Annotated in this window: 21 protein-coding genes and 1 pseudogene; 4 read left to right on the forward strand and 18 right to left on the reverse strand. The window is 62.2% G+C overall.

The window, feature by feature from the left end; genetic code table 11:
- Nucleotides 1–79 precede the first annotated feature (79 nt).
- Nucleotides 80–1384, reverse strand: coding sequence for a hypothetical protein (locus QA645_RS09650; RefSeq protein ID WP_283049823.1), 1305 nt, complete (start codon nt 1382–1384; stop codon nt 80–82).
- A 496-nt stretch (nt 1385–1880) separates the two neighbouring features.
- Between QA645_RS09650 and QA645_RS09655 the strand changes: the two genes are divergently transcribed.
- The gene (locus QA645_RS09655) at nt 1881–2255 is read left to right on the forward strand and encodes a hypothetical protein (RefSeq protein ID WP_254133753.1); all 375 of its coding nucleotides are present in this window, start codon (nt 1881–1883) and stop codon (nt 2253–2255) included.
- A 40-nt stretch (nt 2256–2295) separates the two neighbouring features.
- Here QA645_RS09655 and QA645_RS09660 read toward each other — a convergent pair whose 3' ends face one another.
- From QA645_RS09660 to QA645_RS09685, 6 genes are all read right to left on the reverse strand, one after another.
- Nucleotides 2296–3324, reverse strand: coding sequence for an alpha/beta fold hydrolase (locus tag QA645_RS09660; protein ID WP_283049824.1), 1029 nt, complete (start codon nt 3322–3324; stop codon nt 2296–2298).
- A 180-nt stretch (nt 3325–3504) separates the two neighbouring features.
- Entirely contained in the window at nt 3505–3924 is a 420-nt protein-coding gene (locus QA645_RS09665; protein WP_254133751.1) for a CBS domain-containing protein, read from the reverse strand.
- A gap of 112 nt (nt 3925–4036) precedes the next feature.
- A complete protein-coding gene (locus QA645_RS09670) occupies nt 4037–4507 on the reverse strand; it encodes a YbaK/EbsC family protein (protein ID WP_254133750.1) in 471 nt (156 codons plus the stop codon).
- 190 nt (nt 4508–4697) lie between these two features.
- A complete protein-coding gene (locus QA645_RS09675) occupies nt 4698–5018 on the reverse strand; it encodes a hypothetical protein (protein WP_254133749.1) in 321 nt (106 codons plus the stop codon).
- A gap of 50 nt (nt 5019–5068) precedes the next feature.
- Nucleotides 5069–9892, reverse strand: a complete 4824-nt coding sequence (locus QA645_RS09680; protein ID WP_283049826.1) for an NAD-glutamate dehydrogenase — start codon at nt 9890–9892, stop codon at nt 5069–5071.
- A gap of 382 nt (nt 9893–10274) precedes the next feature.
- Nucleotides 10275–11849: a serine hydrolase gene (locus QA645_RS09685; protein ID WP_283049827.1), complete on the reverse strand. Its 1575-nt coding sequence runs from the start codon at nt 11847–11849 to the stop codon at nt 10275–10277.
- On the opposite strand from QA645_RS09685, the pseudogene QA645_RS09690 reads away from it, so the two are divergent.
- Nucleotides 11778–12026 (forward strand): annotated as a pseudogene (locus tag QA645_RS09690) (LysR substrate-binding domain-containing protein); the annotation flags it as partial. The gene QA645_RS09685 and the pseudogene QA645_RS09690 overlap by 72 nt on opposite strands.
- Before the next feature lie 120 nt (nt 12027–12146).
- On the opposite strand, the gene QA645_RS09695 reads toward QA645_RS09690, so the two are convergent.
- From QA645_RS09695 to QA645_RS09740, 10 genes are all read right to left on the reverse strand, one after another.
- A complete protein-coding gene (locus QA645_RS09695) occupies nt 12147–13016 on the reverse strand; it encodes a hypothetical protein (protein WP_283049828.1) in 870 nt (289 codons plus the stop codon).
- A 269-nt stretch (nt 13017–13285) separates the two neighbouring features.
- The gene (locus QA645_RS09700) at nt 13286–14266 is read right to left on the reverse strand and encodes an SIR2 family protein (RefSeq protein ID WP_283049829.1); all 981 of its coding nucleotides are present in this window, start codon (nt 14264–14266) and stop codon (nt 13286–13288) included.
- A 2-nt stretch (nt 14267–14268) separates the two neighbouring features.
- Nucleotides 14269–14844 carry a hypothetical protein gene (locus tag QA645_RS09705; protein WP_283049831.1) on the reverse strand — a complete coding sequence of 192 codons (576 nt, stop codon included), beginning with the start codon at nt 14842–14844 and terminating at the stop codon, nt 14269–14271.
- A 1047-nt stretch (nt 14845–15891) separates the two neighbouring features.
- Nucleotides 15892–16689 carry a carbohydrate ABC transporter permease gene (locus QA645_RS09710; RefSeq protein ID WP_254133742.1) on the reverse strand — a complete coding sequence of 266 codons (798 nt, stop codon included), beginning with the start codon at nt 16687–16689 and terminating at the stop codon, nt 15892–15894.
- Nucleotides 16686–17564 (reverse strand): sugar ABC transporter permease, encoded by an 879-nt coding sequence (locus tag QA645_RS09715; RefSeq protein WP_283049833.1) that lies wholly within the window; start codon nt 17562–17564, stop codon nt 16686–16688. Before QA645_RS09715 ends, QA645_RS09710 begins: the two co-directional genes overlap by 4 nt.
- 160 nt (nt 17565–17724) lie before the next feature.
- Nucleotides 17725–18066: a hypothetical protein gene (locus QA645_RS09720; RefSeq protein WP_283049835.1), complete on the reverse strand. Its 342-nt coding sequence runs from the start codon at nt 18064–18066 to the stop codon at nt 17725–17727.
- A gap of 40 nt (nt 18067–18106) precedes the next feature.
- A complete protein-coding gene (locus QA645_RS09725) occupies nt 18107–18577 on the reverse strand; it encodes a DUF302 domain-containing protein (RefSeq protein WP_283049837.1) in 471 nt (156 codons plus the stop codon).
- A gap of 10 nt (nt 18578–18587) precedes the next feature.
- The gene (locus QA645_RS09730; protein ID WP_283049839.1) at nt 18588–19133 is read right to left on the reverse strand and encodes a c-type cytochrome; all 546 of its coding nucleotides are present in this window, start codon (nt 19131–19133) and stop codon (nt 18588–18590) included.
- A complete protein-coding gene (gene soxC / locus QA645_RS09735) occupies nt 19120–20391 on the reverse strand; it encodes a sulfite dehydrogenase (RefSeq protein ID WP_283049841.1) in 1272 nt (423 codons plus the stop codon). Before soxC ends, QA645_RS09730 begins: the two co-directional genes overlap by 14 nt.
- A 139-nt stretch (nt 20392–20530) precedes the next feature.
- Entirely contained in the window at nt 20531–20869 is a 339-nt protein-coding gene (locus tag QA645_RS09740; RefSeq protein ID WP_349253176.1) for a carboxymuconolactone decarboxylase family protein, read from the reverse strand.
- Nucleotides 20870–20972: 103 nt separating this feature from the next.
- Here QA645_RS09740 and QA645_RS09745 point away from each other — a divergent pair, with 103 nt between their 5' ends.
- Nucleotides 20973–21953: an AraC family transcriptional regulator gene (locus QA645_RS09745; RefSeq protein ID WP_283049842.1), complete on the forward strand. Its 981-nt coding sequence runs from the start codon at nt 20973–20975 to the stop codon at nt 21951–21953.
- Here the strand turns inward: QA645_RS09745 and QA645_RS09750 are convergent.
- Nucleotides 21916–23703: a peptide ABC transporter substrate-binding protein gene (locus QA645_RS09750; protein ID WP_283049843.1), complete on the reverse strand. Its 1788-nt coding sequence runs from the start codon at nt 23701–23703 to the stop codon at nt 21916–21918. The two genes, QA645_RS09745 and QA645_RS09750, sit on opposite strands and share 38 nt — an antisense overlap.
- Nucleotides 23704–23992: 289 nt before the next feature.
- Between QA645_RS09750 and QA645_RS09755 the strand changes: the two genes are divergently transcribed.
- Nucleotides 23993–24739, forward strand: coding sequence for an AraC family transcriptional regulator (locus tag QA645_RS09755; protein WP_283049846.1), 747 nt, complete (start codon nt 23993–23995; stop codon nt 24737–24739).
- The last annotated feature ends 39 nt before the right edge of the window (nt 24740–24778 follow it).

Consider the following 24778-nt stretch of genomic DNA (forward strand, 5'->3'; position numbering starts at 1 on the left):
GGGGCCGCACGGCGAGCTTGCATGCGCAGAGCGTCGACGCAGTCCGCGATCGGGCTTGTGCGAGCCGCGCGACGTGTCGCTATCCGAGCAGGTGAAGATCCGACAGAAGATGGGCGGAAAGATCGCCACCCAGTGCGAGATTGCCGTGGCCGCCGTCCCCGCCAAGTCCGGCGATCTGCACCGCACTCTGGTCGATATGCACGTTGTTGACCTGATCGGCTACGGCCGTCGAATGCGAACCCGCGATTGCGATATTGATGGGTGCATAGATCGCGACGCTGACGTCGATCAGGCTGCCGGCAAAATAGCCGTTGCCGCCATTGCCTGCGCCATTCGAACCGGTCGCGATCGCGTCGGAGCCGCCCCACAGGCCGTGGGAGAGAAGGCTTGCATGGCCGCCCGCGGCGGCATTGCCGTTGCCGCCGTACCCGCCGATGCCGGCGATCTGAACCGTGGATTGATCCACGTAGGCGTCATTTGTCTGGACCGAATGAGCGTTCGAGCCGTAGCCCGCGACTGCGATGTTGATCGGGTCGTACAGTACGAAGGACGTATGGACGAGCCCGCCGTAGAAGGCGCCGTCGCCGCCATTGCCGACCTGGCTCCCGCCCGTTTGAACGTCCGAGACGCCGCCTGCGTTGCTTGATCCCCAACTTGGGTCGAGCGTGACGACACTGCCGCCGGCGCTGACATTGGCATTTCCGCCGTTTCCGCCGACGCCCGCGATCTGGGTGGCCGATTGATCGATCTCGACCGTGTTGGATTGACTTGCGTGCGCAGTGCCGCCCGAGCCCGCCACCGCAATATTGATCGGATGATAGATCACCACGGGAGCGTCCACGATCGCGCCCGAGAAATAGCCGCTGCCGCCGTTTCCGGCGCTGTTGTCACCACTCGCGATCATGCCGGCGCCCAAGGACGTGCTGACGCTCGCTCCCGAAGCGATGTTGTCATTGCCGCCATGGCCGCCGACGCCGGCCATCTGAAAAGCGGATTGATCGACATTCAAATTGTTGGACTGGCTGGCCAGGGCGACCGAGCCGTATCCCAGGCTTACCGAGATGTTGACCGGTTCATAGATCAACAGGGACGCGTGAATGATACCTCCGTAGAAGTGGCCATCCCCGCCGTTCCCGGCCAAGTTCGCCCCACTCTCGACCGAAGCAATGGCCATCCCGGGATCGGATGCGCCGGCAGCAGGCTTTGTGGAGGAAACGTCCGGGCCCGCCGCAGCATGGTTGCCGGGGTGGCCGATCGTGCCGACCGCCGATGCGGGATGTTCGGGTTGAACCGGGTCGGAGTCATGATGCTGGCTATTCGTGCTCGCGGGACGTGCTCCAGGATCTGTAAACGGGCCGGGACCGCGGATCAGCGCGTCAGCCACGAACGGGGCGCTCGGCGCAGGGCCCGGTCCGTCCTCGCCATCATACCCATCGTTGTGATGAGAGGCGTGATGCAGCCGGATTCCATCCGACATCCGCGAAAGATCCATCGTAGCCTCCCTCATCGCGATCGCTCCGCGTGATCGGACGGGTTCTGCACTCCGGACAGAATGTCATCCTGGGAAGGTCGAATGCCCAGTCGTCAGTTCGGATATAGCGCTTCGTCTGGCAGACGTAACATCGGCTACATCCGTTCGGATGCGGTTACAGCCTTTGCAACTTTGCGCGGGCCGATGCTGGAGGTCGCGGGGGAGGCGGGCAAATACGTCGCCGACAAGCTCCTGCCGCAAGGCGGGGAGGTGGGCGCGGCCTGTAGCCGACCGTGCCCGCTGCGCGCCGTGGCAAGGACGAAACCTTTTGGTGGCCGGATGAAGCCAGCCGGAAACAAACCAGACCTAGCCTCCCCCGGGTTGCTAACCCGATTTGAGGGAGGATCCCATGAAAGCAGCGCTTTTGGCACTGTCGCTTCTTGGCCTGCCCGCGATGCCGGTTTCAGATCGCGTGCCCGTCTTCAACGTGGAAGCCATGTGCAGGGACGTTTCCGCCGACGACAAGGCGTCAGGGCTGGCCCTGGCGCAGGACGCCGGTGAGTGCACGCGTGACGAGACGCTTGCCCAGCAACAGCTGAGTTCGGCCTGGCTGACTGTTCCGGGTCCCGCGCGCGAAAGTTGCGAAGGCGAGGCTGCGGCAGCGGGAATACAAAGCTATGTCGACCTGCTCACCTGTCTGCAGATGGCCGGCTGGGCGAATTCGGATCGCCCACCGGCGACCCCGCTCAGGGGTGCGAGCAAGATGCGGAACGCCAAAAACTAGTTCAAGAACCAGTTCAGGAATTAGTCGCGCGCTCTCGCTCTTACGCGGTCGTACCGTTGATCGAGCGGCGGATCTCCCGCTGCACTTCCGCGCTCGATAGAAACAGATCGTGATTGATGATGCTCCAGCCTTCCTGGGAAGCATCGACCACGCGCACGCCGAGTTGCTGGATGACAGCCTTCTCGGCGGCGCCGACCCTGGTCATCCCGCCTGCGAGCTGTCCCGATAGAGCGAGAGCTCGATCGTTCGTTGCGGCGATCACGGTGATCTTGCCGGCAAGCGGACCGAGGCGGTGGATCGCCGACGTGAACACGTCCATGTCGATGTCGGGCGCGGCAAACACGACCGTGCCGATCTTGCTCGTGACAGTGTCGCCGTATCTCGCATAGAGCTGACGCAGGCTCTCGAGCGTCAGCATGGTTCCCATGCTGTGCGCAACGATGTGCACGCGGCCGCCGCCTGAAGTCGTCACGAGGGAAGAGAGCACGCGTTCGAAATCGTCGCGAGACCACATCGCGCTGTCGCGGTCGTAGGCATAGTCGAACAGCCCCGCCTTGGAGGGCCAGGAGAACACCATGGTCCGGCCGCGGAACTTGATCCCATCGGAGAGATGGGCGGCATCGAGCACGGCCGTCTCGAATGTCTGCTTGAAGCCGTGCACATAGATCAGCACGTCTCCTCCCCCGCCGCCCTGCGCAAGGAGATCGCCGATGTCGGCCTGCACCGGTTCGACCTGATCGAGGCGCCAATCGGCCAGCCCGACCGAGGCGAGAGAAAGTCGGCTCTCGTCCGGCGCCACCAGCTTTGCCCGCGCGACCGTCATTGTGGTGGCGCGCTCCGGCCCGAACCAGGGTTTCGTGCGACCACCCTTCACGGGCCTGCGCGTGGTGGTGATGAGCAATGTGGGGTCAGCGGAGAGTGACGACGCGTCGTAGCGCGCGCCGGTCGCGCCCAGGCCTGCGCATCCGCCGAGCGCGAGAGCGCTGCCTGCCGACGCGAGCCCGCCCAGGAGCGCGCGGCGCGAAAGAGAATGATGAGAATTGCGTTGCAGAAGATGTCGGACGATCACACGGAACCTTTGGGAACTTTGCCCACCATACCGCCGCCCCGGCTAGCTCCCTGAATGACAATGGGGGCGAGAAGACGGCGAAGCAGCCTCGTCGCAGGTCGGGGGCAAGGCGTCCGCGTTCGCCGGCAGCGGGGCCCGCGAGCCATGCGACGAAGTTCCAACGCCGGGTGGCGGTTGCCATCAATGATGGGCCGACACGCCCTTGACGCATTGGGTCAACAAATCAACGGAGGCGAATTGGCCGACGTCACCCAGGCTGATCATGCCGACCATCCGCTTGCTCTTGTTGATCACGGGTAGCCTGCGGATTTTCAGCGTCTCCATGTGATGCACGGCTTTCGCCAGATCGTCGTCTTCGCGGCAGCAATGGATTCCTTCGGTCATCACGTCCCGCGCCGTCATGCGCGCGGCGTTGAAGCTCTTGCTCGCGAGGCCTTTGCAGACGATGTCGCGATCGGTCACCATCCCGATCAGGTGGTCGTCATCGCCGATCGGAATACAGCCGATGTCGTGCCCTTGCATCAACTTCGCGATCTCGGTGATCGGGGTGTCGGGGCTGACCCAATCGACGCCCTTGTGCATCACGTCCTTGACCTTCATGGAGGACCTCCGTTGCGAACGCAGCCCCCGTGACGCGACTATACTACGAACCGGGCGCGACCGCACGCGCGCCGCGACAAGGCGTCCGGAGATTATCCCGACGCCATGCTGGTCAATCGCGCATGCTGAAGCGTCCATGCGGCGCATTGGCCGTCAGCCGTTCGAACTGCGCTTGCGTCAGCTGGAGCAGCGTCTCGTGGTCGCCGGCTTCGACATAGATCTTGGGCTGCGCCCGGATGCTGTCATCGACGATGAGATCGAGCCCGTAGCACCGGCCTATCGCCGGAACGGCGCCATGCGCGCAGTCCGCGAACAGCCGGTTGATCTCGGTTTCGTTCGCCATCGCGAGATCCGCGCCGAGCCTCTCCTTCAACTCCGGCAGGTTGAGATGGTGCGATGCCGGTACGATCGCGAGCATAAAGCCGCCGTCATGCCGCAGCACGACGGCCTTGGCGAAATGATCGCCCGAGACGTGGCAGGCCTGCGCCGTGCGCGCCGACGACATGGTGAAAACGTGCGGGATCTCGGCATACTGGATGTTCTCGGCAGCCAGGTATCGGTGGAGCGTGGGGGCTATGGTCATGGCATGGCCTTTCGGATGGATATGTGAACCATCCACCGTGAGGCTGCCTCCGCCGCACGATGGGCGGCCGCGTGATTGCCGGACGTCAGCATAGGCGTCGCCGTTGAATGCCGCAATCGGGTCGGTGGGCGAATCCGTCCGCGGCGCGCCATTCTGGCTTCGTTTGCGATGCCGCCGATTTTCCCGTGGCTTACGAAATCCCTGCCACAACGTTGGGCCGGTTCTTCTTGAGCCAGGCAACGGCCTCGGGGCCATCGACGACGCACGCGAAGGTTTCCCAGGTTGGGTCCTCCAGGGATTCCGATTGCAATCGCTTCGCCGCATACTCGACGAGGTCGTGCAGGCCTTCGTATCCTCGTCTGTGCTCGAGGGACTCTGCAATCGCCGTGCTGGTCCATCCTCGTTGGGCCAGATCGACAATGCTCGGTGCGTCCGCCTCGCTGAACCACGGTGTGGCATCGAACTCGATGCAGCGGACATTGTCGGCGGTGTGGCAAGTGGCGTGGATCATTGGATTCCTCCGTTCGCCGGCTAGGTTTCACATCGCGGCCTCGCACGCCCTCAGGCTTTGACCAGGTCCCCCAGCAGGTTTGCCGCCACCGTCAGCTTGGCGAGAGTCAGGCCGCTGGCCGCAATCTGCTCGACCGAGCGGCGGGTGCGCGTCGCTTCGGGGTGAGCCGCGAGCCAGGTCTCGACCGCCTGCTGGCCGCATTGGCCGGTTGCAAGCATATCCGCGGCCAGTCTGCGTTCGGCGCCGGCGATCTGTTCAACGGCGCGATCGACGGCGATGCGTTCAAAATAATCATTGGCCGGCACGCCGCGCGCGGCGGCGATGATACGGTCGAGACGGAAATTCGCCTCGGCGGCGTAGAAGGTCGCCGCGGCATCGCCGATCGGGCGCGTGGTGCGCTCGGCGATCGTCACGATGTCGGGAGCCGCAATCAGCGCGTCGAGATCGGCGAGCTCGCCGGCGAGGCCGGCCGGGACGCCGGCATCGGCGAGTTCCTGGCGCCGCTTGCCGCGCGCGGCCTGCAGGTCCGGCGGCAGGGTGGTGTCGAGGGAGGCCGCGATCTCGCGGATACCCGGGCCAAAACGTCCGATCACCGCCTCGAGGCCGTCCTTGAAATCGACATTGCGCACGTACCAGACCATTCGGGAAATCAGGAGGTCCTGGACCGTCGCGTAGAGGCCGAGCTGCACCTGGCCGTCGATGCGGGTGTCGAGCGCGTCGATCGCGTCATTGAGCCGTCTGAGCTCGTAGATCGCGTCCACCGCCACCTGCGCCATGACGATGGTCGGGATATCGGCGTCGGTCTCGTCGGTCAGGCGCACGACACACGCCGGGCCGCCGCGGTTGATCACGGCATTGACGAGACTGGTTGCGATGATCTCGCGTCGGAGGCGATGGAGCTCGACCGCGGTCGGGAATTTATCGAGAACTTCGCGCGGAAAATACAGGGACAGTCTGCGGGCGAGATAAGGATCGTCCGGCACGCTGGTGGCGAGCAGGTCCTCGTAGAGCGTCAGTTTGGCGTACGCGAGCAGCACGGCAAGCTCGGGCCGCGTCAGGGCCTGGCCGCGCCGTGTCAGCTCGGTGAGCGCTGCGTCGTCGGGCAGGAATTCCACGGCGCGGCTGAGCAGGGCGCGCTGCTCGAGCGACTGCATCAGGCGGGTGAGGAAGCCGGTCTCGGCCACGCCCTTGCGCTCGGCGAGCGAGAGCGCCAGCGTTTGCAGATAATTGTTGCGCAGCACCAGCGTGCCGACCTCATCGGTCATCGCGGCAAGCAGGCTGTTGCGGTCGGCGAAGCTGAGGCGTCCCTCGCGTTCGGGGCGCGCCAGCGCGACCTTGATATTGACCTCGACGTCGGAGGTGTTGACGCCGGCCGAATTGTCGATGGCGTCGGTGTTGAGCTTGACACCCTTCCGCGCCGCTTCGATGCGGCCGCGCTGGGTGACGCCGAGATTGGCGCCTTCGCCGATCACCCGGGCGCGGACATCGGTGCCGGTGATGCGGATCGGATCGTTTGCGCGGTCGCCGGCCTGATCGTCGCTCTCTGCCGATGCGCGGATATAGGTGCCGATGCCGCCGAACCACAGCAAGTCCGTGCGCGCTTTCAGGATCGCCGTCATCACCTCGAACGGCGTGGCTTGCGGCTTGTCGAGATCGAGCAGGGCACGCACTTCCGGTCCGAGCGGGATCGCCTTGAGCTGCCGCGAGAACACGCCGCCGCCTTGGGAGATCAGCGATTTGGCGTAGTCCTGCCAGCTCGATCGCGGCAGGTCGAACAGACGCTTGCGCTCGGCGAAGCTGGTCGCCGGATCGGGGGAGGGATCGATGAAGATGTCGCGGTGATCGAAAGCCGCCACAAGCCTTGTCGTCGGCGAGAGCAGCATGCCATTGCCGAAGACGTCGCCAGACATGTCGCCGACGCCGGTCACGGTGAACGGCATGGTCTGAATGTCGGTGCCGAGCTCGCGGAAGTGGCGCTTCACCGCCTCCCAGGCGCCGCGCGCGGTGATCCCCATCTTCTTGTGGTCGTAGCCTTGGCTGCCGCCTGAGGCGAAGGCATCGCCGAGCCAATGGTGCTTCTCGGCCGAGATCGCGTTGGCGACGTCGGAGAAGGTGGCGGTGCCCTTGTCGGCGGCGACGACGAGGTACGGATCGTCGCCGTCATGCCGCACGGTAGAGTCGGGCGGCACGATGTCGTCGCCGTCGAGGTTGTCCGTGAGTTCGAGCAGCGAGCGAACGAAGATGCGATAGGCTTCGGTGCCTTCCGCGAGCCAGGCGTCGCGATTGGAAGGCGGCGGCAGGCGCTTGGGCACGAAGCCGCCTTTGGCTCCGACCGGCACGATCACGGCGTTCTTGACCTGCTGCGCCTTGACGAGGCCCAGGATCTCGGTGCGGAAATCCTGCGGCCGATCGGACCAGCGTAGGCCCCCGCGCGCAACCTTGCCGAAGCGCAGGTGAATACCTTCGACACGAGGTGAATAGACGAAGATCTCGTAGAGAGGTCGTGGAGCGGGCAGGTCGTCGACCCGGCGCGCGTCGAATTTGAAGGAGATCACCGGACGCGGATGTCCATCCTGGCCGACCTGCCACAAATTGGTGCGGATGGTCGCCTGCACCAGATTGATGAAGCGGCGCAGGATGCGGTCTTCGTCGAGCGAGGCGACGGATTTGAGCTGCTCCTCGATCTCGGCAAGGAGGTCCGTCTGGCGCGCCGAACGCTCGGCGTCGGTCAGGGTGAGGCGCGGATCGAGGCGGGCCTGGAACAACGCGACGAGGTTGGCGGTGATCGCGCCATTCCTGCGCAAGGTCTCCCACATATAGTCCTGGGTGAACGGCGCGCGGATCTGGTGCAAATAGCGGGATAGCGCCCGGAGGCTCGAGACTTCCCGCCAGCCCAGGGCTGTGCGCAGGATCAAGGCATTATATCCGTCGGATTCAGCGCGATCGGTGACCACCGCCATGATCGAGGCTTCCAGGCGATGGCTCAATTCCGGGCTGATCTCGATCGGCTTGCCGTCGCTGGTCTCGATCGTCATGTCGTGCAGCCAGACCGGCTCAGGCCTGTTACCGGGCACGATCTGGTAGGTGCGTTCGTTGACCACGCGCAGACCATGATTTTCGATCACCGGCACGCGGTAAGACAGCGACAGCGGTGCGGCGTCCGAAAACACCTTCAGGCCGAAGCGCTTCGGATCGTCGCCTTCGATGCGGTAAACCGAAATCGTCACCGGACGGGCCGGCGTGAGCTTTTCGACGGTCGCGATATCGGCAATCGCCTGTTGCGCGCCGAACACCTCGGTATAGCCGCCGCTAAAGGCACGGGCATATCGGTTGGTGAGCATGCGCGCCCGCATGCCATCGGTCGACGCGTTAAGCGCAGCTTTCAGCTTGTCGGCCCAGGTCGCGGCAATGGCGCTGATCCCGGCTTCGAGCACGGAGTGCTCGACGACGGGCGTTTTTCCTTCATAGCGCCCGATGATGAAATGGACGCGTGCAAGCGCGCCTTCAGGGAATGATACGTACGAGGCGGACAGGGTCCCCTTGTAGGCCTGCGCAAGGAAGGCGCCGACGCGCGTGCGGACGTCGGTGTCGTATTTGTCGCGTGGAATGAAGGTAAGGATGGAGACGAAGCGATCGAACTTGTCGACCCGCGCCAGCGCGCGAACGCGCGGGCGCTCGTAGAGGATCAGGACCTCGATGACGAAATTGTAGAGCGTGTCGACATCGATCTGGAACAGCTCGTCGCGCGGATAATCTTCGAGAATATGCATCAGCGCCTTGCCGGAATGGCCGTTCGGATCGAAGCCGGCGCGCTGAAGCACCCGCGAAACCTTATGGCGGACATAGGGGATCTGCCGTACCGAGCGGGTGTAGGCGCCCGAGGTGAACAGGCCGACGACGCGCAGCTCGCCCTCGAGCCGGCCGTCGGGCGCATAGAGCTTGATGCCCACATAATCCATCCGGATGCGGCGATGGACGAGGCTGCTGACATTGGCCTTGATGACGATCAGCAGCGTCGGCTCATGCATGAACTCGCGGATTTCCGATGTCATCACCACCATTTCGCTGCCGCGGCGCAGCACCTTCACGTCGGGGTCGCGCAGGATGCCGAGGCCTTTGCCGGTCGTGATGTCGTCGGACGCATCGCTGTCGGGCGAGAAGCGATACTCGCGCACGCCGAGGAAGGTGAAATTGTCCGCGCAGAGCCATTGCAGGAACTGATTGGCTTCGGCGACCTCCTCGATCGGCAGCGGCGGCGGATTGGCCGCGAACGTCTTGATCGCTTCCTCGACGCGGTCACGCATGGCGCGCCAATCGGTGACGCAGGCGCGGACATTGTTCAACGTCCTGGTCAGACCGGCGACCAGCTTCTGGCGGTCGGCATCGACGTCCAGGCGGGTGATGTGGAGATGAATCAGGCTTTCGCGCGCGCCCGTGGCTCCCTCCGGTAGCGCTTCGCCGTAAAACCGCAGCAGGTTACCTTGATCGTCGCGCTCCACGGCGATGATCGGGTGAGCGACGAGGGTGACTTCGATGCCCTGCTCGGCGAGCTCCGCCATGGTGGAATCGAACAGGAAGGGCATATTTTCGTTGAGAATCTCGAGCACGGAAATCTCGCGCCCGTTCGGCAACGTCGGATTGACGACGCGGATATCAGCGCTGCCGGCCGTGCGCCGCTGCACGTGCTCCCAGGCTTGCTCCGCCAGGAGGGCAAGCGAGGCGGCGTCGTAGTTGGCGAGATCCTCGATATTGCTGTAGCCGAATAACGGCTCGGCAAAGGCCCGGGGGCTCTTGCCCGGCGGTACGCTGCCCGCTGCATCGCGGATCAGGGTTGCCCGGGCCTTGTCGTCACGCCACGCCATAATGTCCTCCATTTGCCGCGCCGTCCGATCGCAGTCGCGATCCTCAGCCTAGTTCTGGAGTGCATCCCGTCGAGCGCCGCGATCGAGTGGATACGCAAAATCCTCAGTCTCGTGCGTCGGCGGCTTCCGACGACAATACTACGATCCCGGAGTGAAAGGCGCACGCTGTCGTGAGGCGTGCCGAAATTCTCTACGGCAGCGGGCGGGCCCAGTCGGTGCCGACGGCCGAATCATTGGGGCGAAGAAAATCACGAGCAATTTCAAATATGTATGAGTTCGTGGCTTTATTCTGAATGGCGCGCCAAGTCGAGACCGCCCCACATTGGGCGACCGTAGGACACCTTAATGTTCGGGCCGCGCAAGCTTCCTCCATTTCATCAACTGTCAGTGTGCCCTATTGGGCGCGTGCGCCGCGTTGCTCCCAGGGTCCCGGATTGAGAACCGCGCGGTTGACTTTGCCGGCGGCGTCGCGCGTGAAAGCGATCCGCGTATGATCGCCACTGTCGACGTAGAATTCATCCTTCGAAAGAACCGCCACGGGCGTCGGCTGCCCCTTGTCAAAATCAAGGATCGACCAGCTGCCTGTTGCTTCAACGACGAGCTTGCCGTCCGCGACACGGACTTGAAGCGCGACGCTGTGCGAGGGGACCGCCTCCCGGGTAAAGGCAACAACGAGCGGATCGGTCTGTCCCTGCCGGGTGATTTTGAGCTTGATCGCGGCGTTGACCGGACCTGAAATCCGGCGAAATGCCGCTTCCAGGGTCAGGCCCTTCGTCGACTGGTCGCCGATCGCCGTGATGAGGTCTCCCGCCAAAACGCCCGCCCGCGCGGCGGGGCCTCCCTCGGCCGGTTTGATCACCCTGAGGCCATCCGTGCCAGCGACAACGGACTCAAGGCCGGTCCAGCCGTTGCCGTCGGCAACCAACATCTGTCTGTCCAGCGAACTTGCGGACCCACCGAAATCGTAACGCCCGACGTAGTCGGTGAGAGCGCCTGCATTCAACTGCCCCGAGGCGACGGGCGCAGGCACTTCAGGAACCTTCAACGCCGCATACGGCAGACGGCGGATGGCATTAAAATAGAAACCGTTCTCACTGTACTGCGACCTCTGCATCATCATGACAAGGATCAGCTTCTGAACTGGGTCGACCGAGAAAAATGTGCCCCAGCTTCCCTGCCAGTTGAAGCTTCCGACGGCGCCTGGGATCAGACTGAAATCCGGATCGGTGCGGACGGCGAAGCCGAGTCCCCAGCCCGTTCCAAAAGCCGGACCGGCTTCGTGCCCCGCGAAGTGGATGCCGGGCGGCATCGAATTTGGCGTCATCAGCCGGACCGTTTCCGGCTTCAGGATCCGCGCCCCGTCAAGCTCGCCGTCGTTGAGCAGCATCTGGCAGAAGCGCAGAACGTCGGGGGCCGTCGAAACGATCCCGCCTCCCCCTGAAAAGAACGTCTGCGGCTTCGTGACGTCCCCATCGGAAAGAGCTGCGGGCTGCCCGCCCGGCACAGCGACGAGACGGTCGAGTTTATCCTCCGGCACCGAGAAGCCGCTGTCGACCATATGGAGCGGCGCGAACAGCCGGCTTTGCAGAAAATGATCGAAAGTCTGACCCGATACGACTTCGATGATCCGTCCGAGAACGTCGTAGCCTATGGAATATTCCCAGACTTCGCCCGGCTGGTGCAGAAGTGGGAGGGTGCCGAGGCTCGCGACGAAGGAGGCGATGGGCTTGTCGCGTCGGAACGGCGCCCTGACGCCATAAAGCAGGTGGATCGCCGTATTGCCAAATCCAGGATCGGCATAGTCGGGGGACGCATAGACCAGACCGGAGGTGTTGCGCAGAAGGTCCCGGATGGTCATCGCCCGCTTGGCCGGTTCAAGCTCCAGGAGGATCGCGTTCGCTACGAATGCGGCAGCATCGTCGCCCAGATCGAGGCGGTGCGTGCCGGACACGGCATCGGCATCCTGCATGACTACGCGGCAAGCCGCTATCCTGAACTGCGCCGGCTGCTGCCCGACATCCGCTTCGTGCGAAACTACTGGCTGACCTCACACCCCGACACCCACGGAACGCGCCGCGTCCAGGAGGTGCACCGCTTCATCGCATCGTCGGTGAAGGCGGCGCGGGGGGCGTTTGAGTTGGGGTGAACGGCGGGCTTGCGTGCGGAGTAGAGGACTTGCGAAGCGGATCGCGTGTCAGGCTGGAGAATATTGACGGGTTTCGCTGCGCTCTACCCATCCTACTTGCTGCGCTACCTATCCTACGTGCTAGGGAATAGCAAAACTGGTTGTGTAGCCATCACCAACAAAGATTGCATGCATTTGGCAATCGATTGGAGCTGGCAAGATGATGCCGTCGTTATCCGCAACTGTTAAAGTTTCATTGTCAAATGCAATAGCCGGCATGTGTTGAGATGTTTCATCCGCGAAGCTGAGGGGAGACAATGACAAAAGCTTTCGGATCAGGCCCATCGTTTGAACGTCGGGAGCTTCCGCAACAACGTTTCCGTGCTTCTCCGCAAGACCAAGCCGAGAAATGTTTTCTCCAACTTCGAAGGCATACAAGTAGATCGTCGCGAAAATCCTCCGGAGCTCGACGTTAAAGGAAAACGCCCTCCGCTTTTTATGAATTTCGGGGTTGGGTTCAAGGCTGCTTCCTTTAACCTGATAAATTGAAAATCCGGGAATGGCGACACCGCCCACGATTGCCTGGACGTAGTGAATGCGGTTGTGATTGTGCTTCAGCTTATTGCAAGGAATCGAAACTCGTTTCCTTAGCGCGCTCGCTCCAGCAACGCGTATTGGGCGCTTTGGATCGGGTGTGAGCGCCTTTGAGATGCAATCATCAAGATTTTCAATGAACTCTGTGGTCCTATAATAGAGATCCCGCATTGCCTCCAGTAGCGCTATCCGCGCTCTATCCTCCGTGTGAGGTATTGGGAGATTCCGCACCGTTTCGAGGTACCGAAAACAACTCTCAAAGGCAGATACGACTTCCGACCATGAATGGTTGAACATCGCAATGGGATGCGGAAGATCATCTCGAAGATGAAATGCTTCCTTGTTTTTCTTCACATGGGCAAAACAAGGTGGTCTAAAGCCGTTGCCATCAGTGGCCGTTAACGTAAGTGTTTTCAAGGTTGACTCTCGCATATCTAGCCCGAAGACGTATTGAACCTGTCGCGCTTCACGTCTCGAATGTGCCCCGCGCGACACGCCTGCGTGCTGCGCTCTGTCGGTACATAAAAATCCATCCTCAGCCGGTCGAAGATATTGGTGCAGCAGCGAGGGAGAGCAGGATCAGCGCGTAGGATGGGGTAGAGCACTTGCGAAACCCATCATATCTCGCCGCGGGACGGACTTTGATCGGTTTCGCTTCGCGTTACCGATCCCACATACCGGTACCGTCACGCAAAGAATCTCATGATTTTGTCCCATTCGACGTGGTCCTGATTGAATATCTGCGTCAGCGGTCGTCTGGATGCCCCGATGATTGCTGGGCCAATCTTTTGGACGTAGGCGTCAGGCGCCTTTATCGGCGTCGGTTTACGTTTGTCGATAACGTCCACCCCTGCCGGGTCGATGATAAAGAGCTTTAAACCGCAGTCTACACCGGCGCTAATCGCGTCGTTGATATGTCTGTCGCTGAAGCTGTACCCAATGACCATAAGCTTGGCGCCTGCCGTGCAGATTCGTCTCGTGAACTCATCCTTGTACCATTGGAGGACCGGAATCCGCGGAATCAAGGCGGCCTTGTTGCCGCCCATGATTATAATGCGGTCGCCTGTTGGGCCTACCGAATAGTTTCTCGAACCGTGCAGTTTGAAGTAAGGTTGGTGCTGCGGTGAAACCGTGAACCTACCGTCTGCGACCGGGAATCGAAGAGCAGTAAATTCCTGGTTGCCTCCGAACGATATGGGAGGAGGCCCAGCCGACATCATTCCAGGAAATTCAAGGCCTTGGTACCTATTCCCCGAACGAAGCATCACGTGCTGCGCGTAGTGCTGCTCCAGCAGGGTATCTTGGTTGAGAGTGAATAGCGCTTCGAATTTGAGAAGAAACTCGATCACGCTGCCCTGCATGTGATTATGCTGCTCGAATTGGCGTCTCGCCATGGAATTGCTCATCATGTTGAGCATCCCGACGATGGCGGCGATCAGCAAATTAAGCCGCGCCTTGGTGAGTGGCCCAGGGTGATCGGCGTAATCTTTCTCAAGGATAGCTAGTGCGTCCTCGAAGCCGCCTCCGGCTTCCTTGTTCTGCCAGAGGAGGGTGCGCAGGTCGGCATCAATTTCAGGTGCGCCAAGAAGATACTCAAACGCTTCGCTGGCGAGCCAGCCACCCCAGTTGTAGCTGAACCCTGCTCCGGTCAAAAGATAATGTGCCATCCTCAGTCCCTATCCGGCTTGACGCCATAGGCGCGCTCTAGCAGGAAGTCTATCAGGTCCTGACCATCCGCCTCAAAGACCTCAAATCCTTCAACCGTGAAAATATCGTGGTCCCGATAAATCACCGCTTTGGCTGCTCGGTAGCTCTTGCGGTTCTCCGGGAAAAAACTGTGCGCCAGGGCATTTCTCAACGCGTTAAGTCGGTTGAGTATGTCCCGGATGTTCTTAGGAACGGGCCTGAGCTCATGAACCAAGCTCATCTTCTGCAGTGGATACAGGTTATCCAGCACGTGGTAAGCGAATGCCGAGAATTTCTTCGTTCCCCATAGTTGCCTGAACGAGAAGCTCTTGCGCGGCTTCTTGAAGTATACGTGGCAGATGATGGTTGACAGCAGTTCGTCTGCAAGCGTGTATCTGCCGACGACGCTTCCGATAATCATTTGTCTCTTGATGCTATTGAGCTTCGGCGTCCGCGCCGCCTCCTCGTATTGTTCGATGTTTCGGTAGTCTTGGCCTGCGGACGAAGCTATGTGTTCTATTTCGACAATCAGCCTGCGTTGCAATTTGGTCAATGCCATGGGACTTGCCTGCGTCAACGATGTTGTGTGCATAGTCAGGGAGGGATAGCGGGATCCGTCGTAGCCTGCCGAGCATCTTGCGCGAGGCTCAATCTGTGAGACAAGGGCAAGTCATAGCAGTTTGGCTGCGCTTAAGTCTTTAGTCGGCACATTCGCTACTACCCGATTTGTTGCATCGATTGCCCGTCGGGCGAAACACCCTCCACCCCGTCAACCCCTCCTCACAAATATATTCCACTTTACCAAAATTCGGAAATATCGTATGTGTCGCCCATCCCGGCTCATTCTTGAGGGGCGATCTTGTGTCGTCTTGATTGCGAGCCGGGCTTGCGGTGGACGCGGGCAGCGTTGGGCGCGAGAGGTGCGGGCCGGGCGGGTAGTCCCTGTGAGCCCGAAACCGCGTGTCGACGAACGGCGCTGTCAGGCTTCGTCTCGCTAGCATTCGTCCGGCAATGTCGACAGCGCCGGACGATCATGCGGCGAACTTGCGAACCGTGCGTACGGCAAAACCGTGTGGTCCTGGCCGTCGTCGCTACGGTCAAGCTTTCGCGGAGGTGCAGGGAGCCCAACCGGGTGAAATGCATCGCTAATCTGCGAAGCGAGGGAGGCCAGAAGGAATTCGGCTCCCGGGAGAGCACGGCAACCCATCGCGCAGGGAAGGCCGAGTGATTGGCACCACCTGTATGCTGCTGTGCGGTTTTCCTGCGCTACATTTTCGCGCAGCGGACCGCGGGTGCGAGGTCAGCACCCGGTCTTCCCTGCGCCCTCTTGGATTTTGGAGGGTGAGAGATCGAGCAAAGCTCGGGCGACTTCAGCCGCGAGAGCGCGAAGGCGTGTCGGTGAGGTCGTAGGATGGGTAGAGCACTTGCGAAACCCATCATGTCGCCGCGCTGACAAAGCGCGATGGATTTCGCTTCGCTCTACCGATCCTACGCCAGTGCTGCCTCACATTCCGTCATTGCGAGTACAGCGAAGCAATCCAGTCTGCCGCTGCGGAAAGACTCTGGATTGCTACGCTGCGCTCGCAATGACGAGGAGAGAGTGTCCTTACGTCCGGATCACAAAGCCCTTGGCGAGATGATTCCGCACGAAATAGATCATCGCTACCCCCGGCACGAGCGCGAGCACGGTCATCGCCATGACGAGGCCGAAATCGGTTCGAAAGCCGAACAGCGCGTTGATGGCCATGGTGATCGGCTTGCCGCCGGTCGTTGTCAGGATGCGCGCCAGCACCACCTCCACCCAGGAGAAGATGAAGCAGAAGAACGCGGTCACGCCGATGCCCGGCGCGATCGCAGGAACCAGATGGCGGAAGAAGAAGCTGGGAAGCGAATGGCCGTCCAGAAAGGCCGTCTCGTCGAACTCACGCGGCACTGACCCGATGAATCCCTCCAATATCCAGATCGAGATCGGGATGTTGAAGACGCAGTGAACCAGCGCGATGCCGACCGGGGTGTTCTCCAGGCCGATTTGCGCGAACAGGACGAAGATAGGCAGCGACAGCACGACGGTCGGGGTGATGCGGAACACCAGCAGCAGGAAGAACAGCTGCCGGTCGCCGACGAAGCTGTAGCGGGCGAACGCATAGGCGGCCGGCAGTCCGACGCCAAGGCAGAGCGCGACGTTGAGCACGACGTAGATGATGGAGTTGAGGATCGCTTCCTTCAGAACCGGTGAGTGAAGGATGTTCAGGTAGTTGACGAGGCTGAAATGCCCTTCCGCGATCCCGGCTCTGGGCAGCGTCGACACGAAGCTCGTGATGATCGTCTGCGCCAGCGGCACCAGGACGAAGGCACCGACCGTTGCGAACAGCGCGGTCCGTCCCAAGGATGACAGCGACTTCACTTGGCGGGCTCCATGGCGACCGGCGCTCGCGTGCTCGTTGCCGCCTTGAAGGTCCAGGCGACCGTCAGGACGATCAGGAAGTAGACGATCGAGCGGGCGGCGGACGGTCCATAGTTGAAGGACTGGATCTCCTCGCCGAGGTCGAGGCTGAGGAATGCGGTCGCGCTATCGGGGCCGCCGGCATTGATGCGGAACGCCTCGATATAGATCATGAAGCTGTCCATGAAGCGGAGCAGAACGGCCATCGACAGCACGGTCTTCATCTTCGGAAGCTGAATGAAGCGAAACACCTGCCATGGCGACGCGGCGTCGATCGCCGCGGCCTGATAGTAGGCGGGCGGAATGCTGGAGATGCCTGCATAAGCCAGCACGACGACGAGCCCCAGCCAGTGCCAGGTGTCCATCACCACCAGTACGATCCAGGTGTGCAGGGCGTTGAACTTGTAGTCGAAGCCGACGCCCAGCCAGGCCAGCGTACGGCCGGCGAGACCGATATTGGGATTGATGAAGTTGAGCCAGATCACCGGGATCATGTTCCAGGGCACCACCAGTGGCACGGTGATCAGAACGAGGACGGTGCTGACGACGAAGCGATGCGATCGCTGCAGCAAGAGCGCAATCCAGATGCCGAGCGGCAGCTGGATCGACAGCACGATGGCCGAGAACAGGGAACTGCGCCCGAGGCTGGCATAGAAGCGCTCGGAGGTGACGATGTTCCGGTACCAGTCGAGGCCGATCCAATAGGGATTGCTCAGGCTGAACAGGTCCTGGAAAGAGTAATTGGTGACGGCGATCAGGGGGAGGATTCCGACGAAGGTCACGATGACCAGGGCAGGAAGCACCAGGAACCAGGCTCTGTTGTCGTATGGCTTCATTTCAGACAATTGCAGCGGGGACACCCCCGGGCACGAAAAAAGGCCTCGATTGACACCGAGGCCTTCTCAGCATTCCGGATCAAGCCAGAACTAGCCTGTCAAACGGCTGGAGTCCAAGAGACGGCAGCGCAGCCCAGTTCCGCGCGGCGATCATGTGTCGTCAGCGCGAACCGCGTTCATCGTCCGGATCGCTCTCCGGTTCGCCCTCCGATTCACCTTCCGATTCCTGGATCAGCACCACCGGTTCGTCGTAGCCCTTGCGGCTGCTGTAGAACACCAGTGCCATCAGGCCGGCGCCGACGACGAGCGAGAACACGACGCCGAACACCAGCGCGACGTAACCGGCCTCCGGCACCTTGGTGTCCGTGCTGGTCCAGCCGAGATAGCCGAGAATGCAAGCGGCGATGAGCAGTGCGGACAGCACCGCGATGACGACCCATCTGGCGAGCTTGCCGCCTCCGGGGCTGGATGGTGCGGTCGGCTGATTGTCTGTGCCGGTCATGGGCCTCTCCTCGAGCGCGAGGGCAGCGGTGGCGGCCGCGCTATGGCGTGGTGGCCTTGGTCGCGATGGCATGCAGCGCTCCCGTCATTGCGGTGACCGCCGCCTTGGCCGCCTCGCCAACGCCATGACGGCCGGCGAGATAGGCCGGATCGTTGTAGGACAGCCAGGTCGCGCCTTGCTCGTCCTGCCAAACCAGCGCCTTCAGCGGCAGGTCGATGCCGACAGTCTGCGCCTGTTGCATCAACGGCGTGCCGCCCTTGGCGTTGCCGAAGATGAGAAGATCAGTCGGCCTCAGCTTCAGGTCGATGGCGGCCGCACCCGCAGCGTGATCGACATGGGCAAACACGGTGAGGCCTTTGGCCTTCACCTCGGCCTCGAGCCGCTTCATCGTGTCCGCGCGTCCGAAGTTGCTCTTGATGGTGATGAGTCCGTCCGTAGCCATGGCCTGTGTCTCCCATGAACATATCGCTGCAACCAGCGCGATGATTTTGACCAGCGCGGAAAGCCTCATGATCGCGCGCTCACTTCTTGTGGAACAATCGGGCCGGGTCGAATTCCGGTTCCGGAACGAAGCCGTCGCGATTGGGCATCCTGATCTTCGGCAGACTGTCCTTGTCGACCTTGCCGTCGGCGGGAATGATGCCGTTCAGGCTCAGGATGTAGGCGGTAACGGCATAGGTCTCGTCGGTGCCAAGCGATCCCGGCGTCGGATATGGCATCGCGCGATGGATGTAATCGAACAGCGTCGTTGCGTAGGGCCAGAAGCTGCCGACAGTCTTGACCGGCATATTGGAGGCGAGCGTGCCCTGTCCGCCGGCGAGCCGATCCTTGATGCCGCCGTGGCCATTCTCGCCATGACAAGCCGAGCAATAATCCGAAAACACCTGCTTGCCTTGCACGACTGTGCCGCTGCCGTCAGGCAGGCCCTTGCCGTCAGGCCCGACATCGATGTCCCACAGCTTGATCTCATCCGGCGTTGCCGGACGACCGAAGTCGAAAGCAAACGCGGGGGACGCGAGCAGGCCGATCGCGAGCACGCCGGTGATAAGTCGCTTATGCGAGGACATTGCGAACTCTCCCGGCCTCGTCGATGCTCCAGGTCTGCTGGGCGTTGTAGTGAAACAGTGCGTTGGTCCCCATCGCCGCGATGAAGGAGTTTCGGTCCGGCTGAACGTTGCCCTGCTCGTCGGTCGAACGGCTCACGATCGTGGTCGGCTTGCCGTCCCAGACCCAATCCATCTGGAAGCGGACCTGGGCCTTGGACAGCACCGGCAGGCTCAATTGCGCCTCTGTCCAGGTCTTGCCGCCGTCGGTCGAGATCTCGACCTCAGCGATCTTGCCATGGCCGCTCCAGGCCAAGCCCGAGATGCGATTGTAGCCCGGCTGGATCTGCATCATGCCCGAGGGCTGGGTGATGACGGAGTTGGTGTCCATCCGCAGCTGGAATTGCCGCGCCTTGCCGTCGGCGAGCAGCTGCGTATAGCGCGCCGTCTCCCAGCGCGTCATCCAGGGCGCGTTGCCGAACTTGAGGCGGCGCAGCCATTTGATGTTGAGGTTGCCTTCGAACCCCGGCATCACCAGCCGCATCGGAAAACCATGCGCGGGCCTGAGCGGCTCGCCGTTCTGGCCGTAGGCGACGAAGGCCTCGTTCACGATCTCGTCGGTGAGGGGAATGCTGCGGTCGACGCCAGCGCCGTCGCCGCCTTCGGCCAGCATCCAGGTCGAGCCCCTGTCCTTGGCGACGAGGTCGATCAGGAATTTGAGCGGTACGCCGGTCCATTCGGTGGTGCTGACCAGGCCGTGCGTGTTCTGCACCGTCAAGTCCGGATCGGCCTTCTTCCAGTTCTCCCAGCCGTTGCCCGTGCATTCGATGAAGACCACGCGCGAGATCGACGGCATTCGCTTGAGATCGTCGACGCTGAAGATCAGCGGCTTGCCGACCATGCCGTGGATCAGTAGCCGGTGTTGCGCGGGATCGATATCGGGCACGCCGGAATGGCTGCGCTCGTAATGCAGATCGGTCGGTGTGATGTTGCCGACCAGCTTCTGATGCGGCGTCTTGGAATTGATGGCATCGCTGGGATCGATATTACGCTTGCCCGGCGTCGCCTCCGGGATACGGTCGATCTTGGCGAAGCGGGAGCGCTCGCTGTGTGCGCTGAGATCAGCGCCTGGGCCGCGATCGGGAACGTCGGCCAGCGTTTCCGCATTGGCCGCTTCGGTCGCCGCTACGCTCAAAATGCCCGCCGACAGGCCTCCGACGAAGCCGCGGCGCGACATGTTCGCAGGCCGGGACAACAACTCGATTGGCGTCTTGGACGTCATATGATCTCCCATCGATAATCGTCTTTTTTGGAAATCCCGATCGCGATCACGCGGCGAGATTTACCGCAGGCCGCGACGATTGCATGTTAGGTTGTGTTAGAAGGAGTGAGCGTTGGCGCGCTCACTCCTGTCGGCTGTTTCAAGCTTCCTTGAACGCCTCATGCGCGCGGGTCGAATAGACCAGTGCTGCGCCGGCATTGACCGAGATCGCGGTGCCGAGCGCTTCGGCGAGCTCGCCTTCGCTGGCGCCGTGCTTCTTCGCTTCGGCAGCGTGGACAGTGATACAGCCGTCGCAACGCAGGCTGATGGCGACGGCGAGCGCGATCAGCTCGCGCGTCTTTGCGTCGAGGTGAGCGGTCTTGGCGCCAGCGCCGCTCAGCGTCGCGTAGCCCTTGACTGTCTCCGGCGACAGCCTTCCGATCTCGCCGACGCCGGCGACGACCTGGCGGCGGTAGGTGTTCCAGTCGAGCATGGCCATGGTAACCTCCATTGGTGTTCTGGCCCTTACAGTGCCCGCGCTTGCCGCGCCGGGACATGGCCGGGCGGCTCGAACACATGTCCGGGCGGATCAAGGAGTGCGAATGTCGGAGGCTGGAGCAGCCGAATTGTTGAATGCGATGGTGCCGCTGTTCAGGATCCGCCCCGTGATCGACGATTCCTGCAGGTTCGGCGGCAGCTGGGAGTCACTGCACGCGCCGAACGGCCGGGGATGGGCGCAATTCCACATGGTGACGCGCGGCGCCTGCGTGGTCGAGAGGCCAGGCCTGGGTCCGCAAAGGCTGGAGGCGGGCGATATTCTCCTGCTGCCGCACGGTGATAGTCATCTGGTGCGAAGCGAAGTGAGGGGCGCTGCAGGGCGGGTTTCGATCGAGACTCGAAACGGTATCCGCCAGCGCACGATGGTGGATGCTGCGGTCGATACCGAGCTGCTCTGCGGCCGCTTCCTGTTCGAAACCTCGGACGAGAATCCGCTGATCGCGGCTCTTCCCGACGAGATCATCCTGCGCACCGCAGGAGAGCCGTTGCTGGAAAGGTTTCGGCGCCTGTTGCTCGACATCCGCGAAGAGCTCGACGCAGCAAAGGCCGGATCGGAGATGGTCGCGGCCGATCTCGCCAGAGCCCTGTTCGTGATGATGCTCCGCGATCATCTGACGGAGCAGGCTTCCGGTAACGGGACGCTTTCGCTTCTGCAGGACCGTACGACGGCCCGCGTCGTGCTGGCGATCCTCGGTGATCTCGCCCGCGACTGGACGCTCGACGAGATGGCGGCGGTGGCCATCGCCTCGCGCGCAACGCTGGTGCGGGCCTTTCAGAAGCGCGCGGGCGTCGCGCCGATGACGTTCCTGTCCGATCTGCGACTGGCGATCGCGCGCAAACGGCTGGCCGGCACGTCCGATCCGATCGCGAAGATCGCGGATGAAATCGGGTACGCGTCCGAGAGCGCCCTCAGCAAAGCCATCATGCGCAAATACGGCATGCGACCCGGCGCGCTGAGAATGGAGCCGGGTGCCCAGCCGGTCGCGGTCAGCTCCGATACCAGCTCGCCACATTCCACGTCGTGACGTCCCACCCCGAGATGTCGGTCATGAGGTTGTTGACGGCGCCACCGACGATGTAGCGCGAGAGCAGCGGCAGGAACACGTTGGCCTCGCAGAAGATCTCATTGACCTTGATCAGCAGCGCCGCGCGCTTGACCGGGTCGAGCTCCTGTTGCGCGGCCTTGTAGGCCTTGTCGGCCTCGGGATCGGACCAGCGCGAGACGTTGCGGCCGAGCCATTTGTTGTCCTTGTTGGCGATCTCCCAGGAGACGCACTGGTTCAGGAACCGCTCCGGATCGGGCTGCGGCATCGTCGTGTTGTACATCTCGATGTCGCAATAGAATTTCGAATAGGTGTCGGGGTTGCCGACGTCGGAGGAGAAGAACACCGACGCGGTGACTGATTTGAGCTCGATCTCGATGCCGGCCTTCTGGCAGGCCTGCTTGATGATGGCCTGGGTCTTCTGCCGTGGCGCGTTGATCGAGGTCTGGAATACGTATTTGAGCTTCTTGCCGTCCTTCTCGCGGATGCCGTCCGCGCCCATCTTCCAGCCGGCCTCGTCGAGGATCTTGTTCGCCTTGTCGATATTGAACTCGAAGTTCAGCTTGCTCGACTTGAACCGACCCGGCTGGTTGACGAAGCTTGCGGTTGCGACGGCACCGCGACCGTAGATGAATTTCTGGATCCCGTCGCGGTCGATCAGCAGGTTGAGCGCCCGGCGCACCGCCGGATCGGACAGCGTCGGATGCTTGGTCTTGGCGCTGGAGCGTTCGCTATCGACCTCGGTCCACGGGTCGGTCGTGTTGAGGATGATGAACTCGACGCCGCCGGATATTGTGAACTCCACCTTGCCTTTGCCACCGGTCTCCATGCGCTTGAGGATCTCGTCCTCCACCAGCAGGTTCCAGGCGTAGTCGTATTCCCCGGTCTGCAGCACGGCGCGCGCCGCGGAGACCGCATCGCCGCCACCCTTGATCTCGAACGTATCGAAATACGGCTGGTTCTTCACGTGATAGTCGGGATTGCGTTCGGCCCGGACCAGATCGCCTGGCTTGAACTCGACGAACTTGTACGGACCGGTGCCGACCGGCTTCAGATTACCCGGTGCATCGCGGGATTTCGCGCCGATATATTCGCCGAAATGATGCTTCGGCAGGATCTGGCCGACCGAGCCGACGAAGGGGTCGGCCCAGAACGGGGTCGGAGCCTTGAAGGTGACCTTGACGGTGTGGTCGTCGATCTTCTCGACCGTGATGTTCTGATAGGAGCCGGTGGTGTAGGCGGCAGTGGCGAGATCCGCGGCGTATTGCCAGGTGAAGACAACATCGTCGGCGCTGAAGGGCTTGCCGTCATGCCATCGCACGCCCTGCTTCAGTTTCCAGATCACGGTGGTGCCGTCGGCAGAGAGACCGCCATTCGTCTTGGTCGGCACCTCGGCGGCGAGGCAGGGGATGAGGTTGCCTTCCTTGTCCCAGCCGGCCAGCGGCTCGAAGAAGACGCGCGAGGCGACCTGGTCCTTGGTGCCGAGCGCGAAATGCGGATTGAGCAGCGTTGGAGCCTGCCAGAGCAGGAGCTTGAGCGGACCGCCGCCGCCGGCCTTGGTCGGCTTGTAGGCCAGCGTGGCATCCGCCATCGCCACGTCGTTCCAGAGCAGGATCTGGCTCGCGACCGGAGCTGCGATCCCGACCGCAGCCATGGTCCGGATGAACGCGCGTCGCGAGAGCGTGCCCTGCTGCACCTCGGCCACCAGGCCGCGGATGTCCTTGTCGTCCATCAGATGACCTCCACCTCGCAGAAGAAAAGTCGTCGCCGGCCATGCAATTTACATGCACTGTAGCCCAGGATTTTGGCCCGCGTGGCGTCAAAGATGACGCAGGCGGTGGGCATGCAGGTCAAAGACTGCTAGGCTCGGGCCGTCAAATTTGGGCATCGACATGCTGAGATCATTTGATCAGCTCCGCGGAACGGCAGATCCTGGTCGCCTGGTTGCTGCTGACAATGAGTACGCGGCCCTGGTCGGCAGCGGCGAATACGCCATGCCGTGGCACTGGCATGATTGCCTGATGTTCATCCTGCCGAACCGCGGAACGATCGAGCTCAAGCACGAAGGCCAGCGCGCGGGGGCGTGGCTGTCTCAGGATCGCTTCGCGGTCGTGCCGCCCGACCGCGCGCACGAAACCAGGGCCGGCATCGGAGCGCACAGCCACATCGCCCTCTATGTCACCGGACCGATCCTCGAGAGGTTTGAGAGGGAGATCGGCTCGCTGAGCGAATTCCGGAGGCGAACCCGTACGACCAGCTTCTTTCGCTGCACCTCAAGGCTGCGCGCCTTGCACGAACTATCGGCGCGCGGTGAAGGAGAGGCTTACGGCCAATCGCGCATTCGCCATGGCCTGTCCTCGGCGCTGCTGGTTCAATGCATCGCCGAAGTCATGGCGGGCGAGGTCGTGTCCGGCACCTCGCATCGCGAGCACGGCATGATGTTGATCGAGGACGTGAAGCAATATCTGACCCGGCATGTCGACCGGACCATTCCGCTCGACACGCTCGAAGCACGTTTTGGCGTGTCGCGGCGACATATGAGCCGCTTGTTCCGGGAATTCACCGGTCTGTCGATCGGGGAATTCCAGCAGCGGGCGCGTCTCGACAGGGCCTGCGAGCTGCTCGCGGGAACCGATCTTCCCATCGGGGAGATCGCGTTCCGGGTCGGATTCGACAGCGGTGCCGCACTCGCCCATGCGATGCGCCGGGCCGACGGCCGCTCGCCCAGCGAGGTCCGCAAGCGCATGGCCCGATCAATCAAACCTTAGGTCCCGTTCGGACACGCATCCCGCCAGCGACGGTCATAT

This window comes from Bradyrhizobium sp. CIAT3101 (assembly GCF_029714945.1).
In the GTDB taxonomy this organism is placed as follows: Bacteria; Pseudomonadota; Alphaproteobacteria; order Rhizobiales; family Xanthobacteraceae; genus Bradyrhizobium.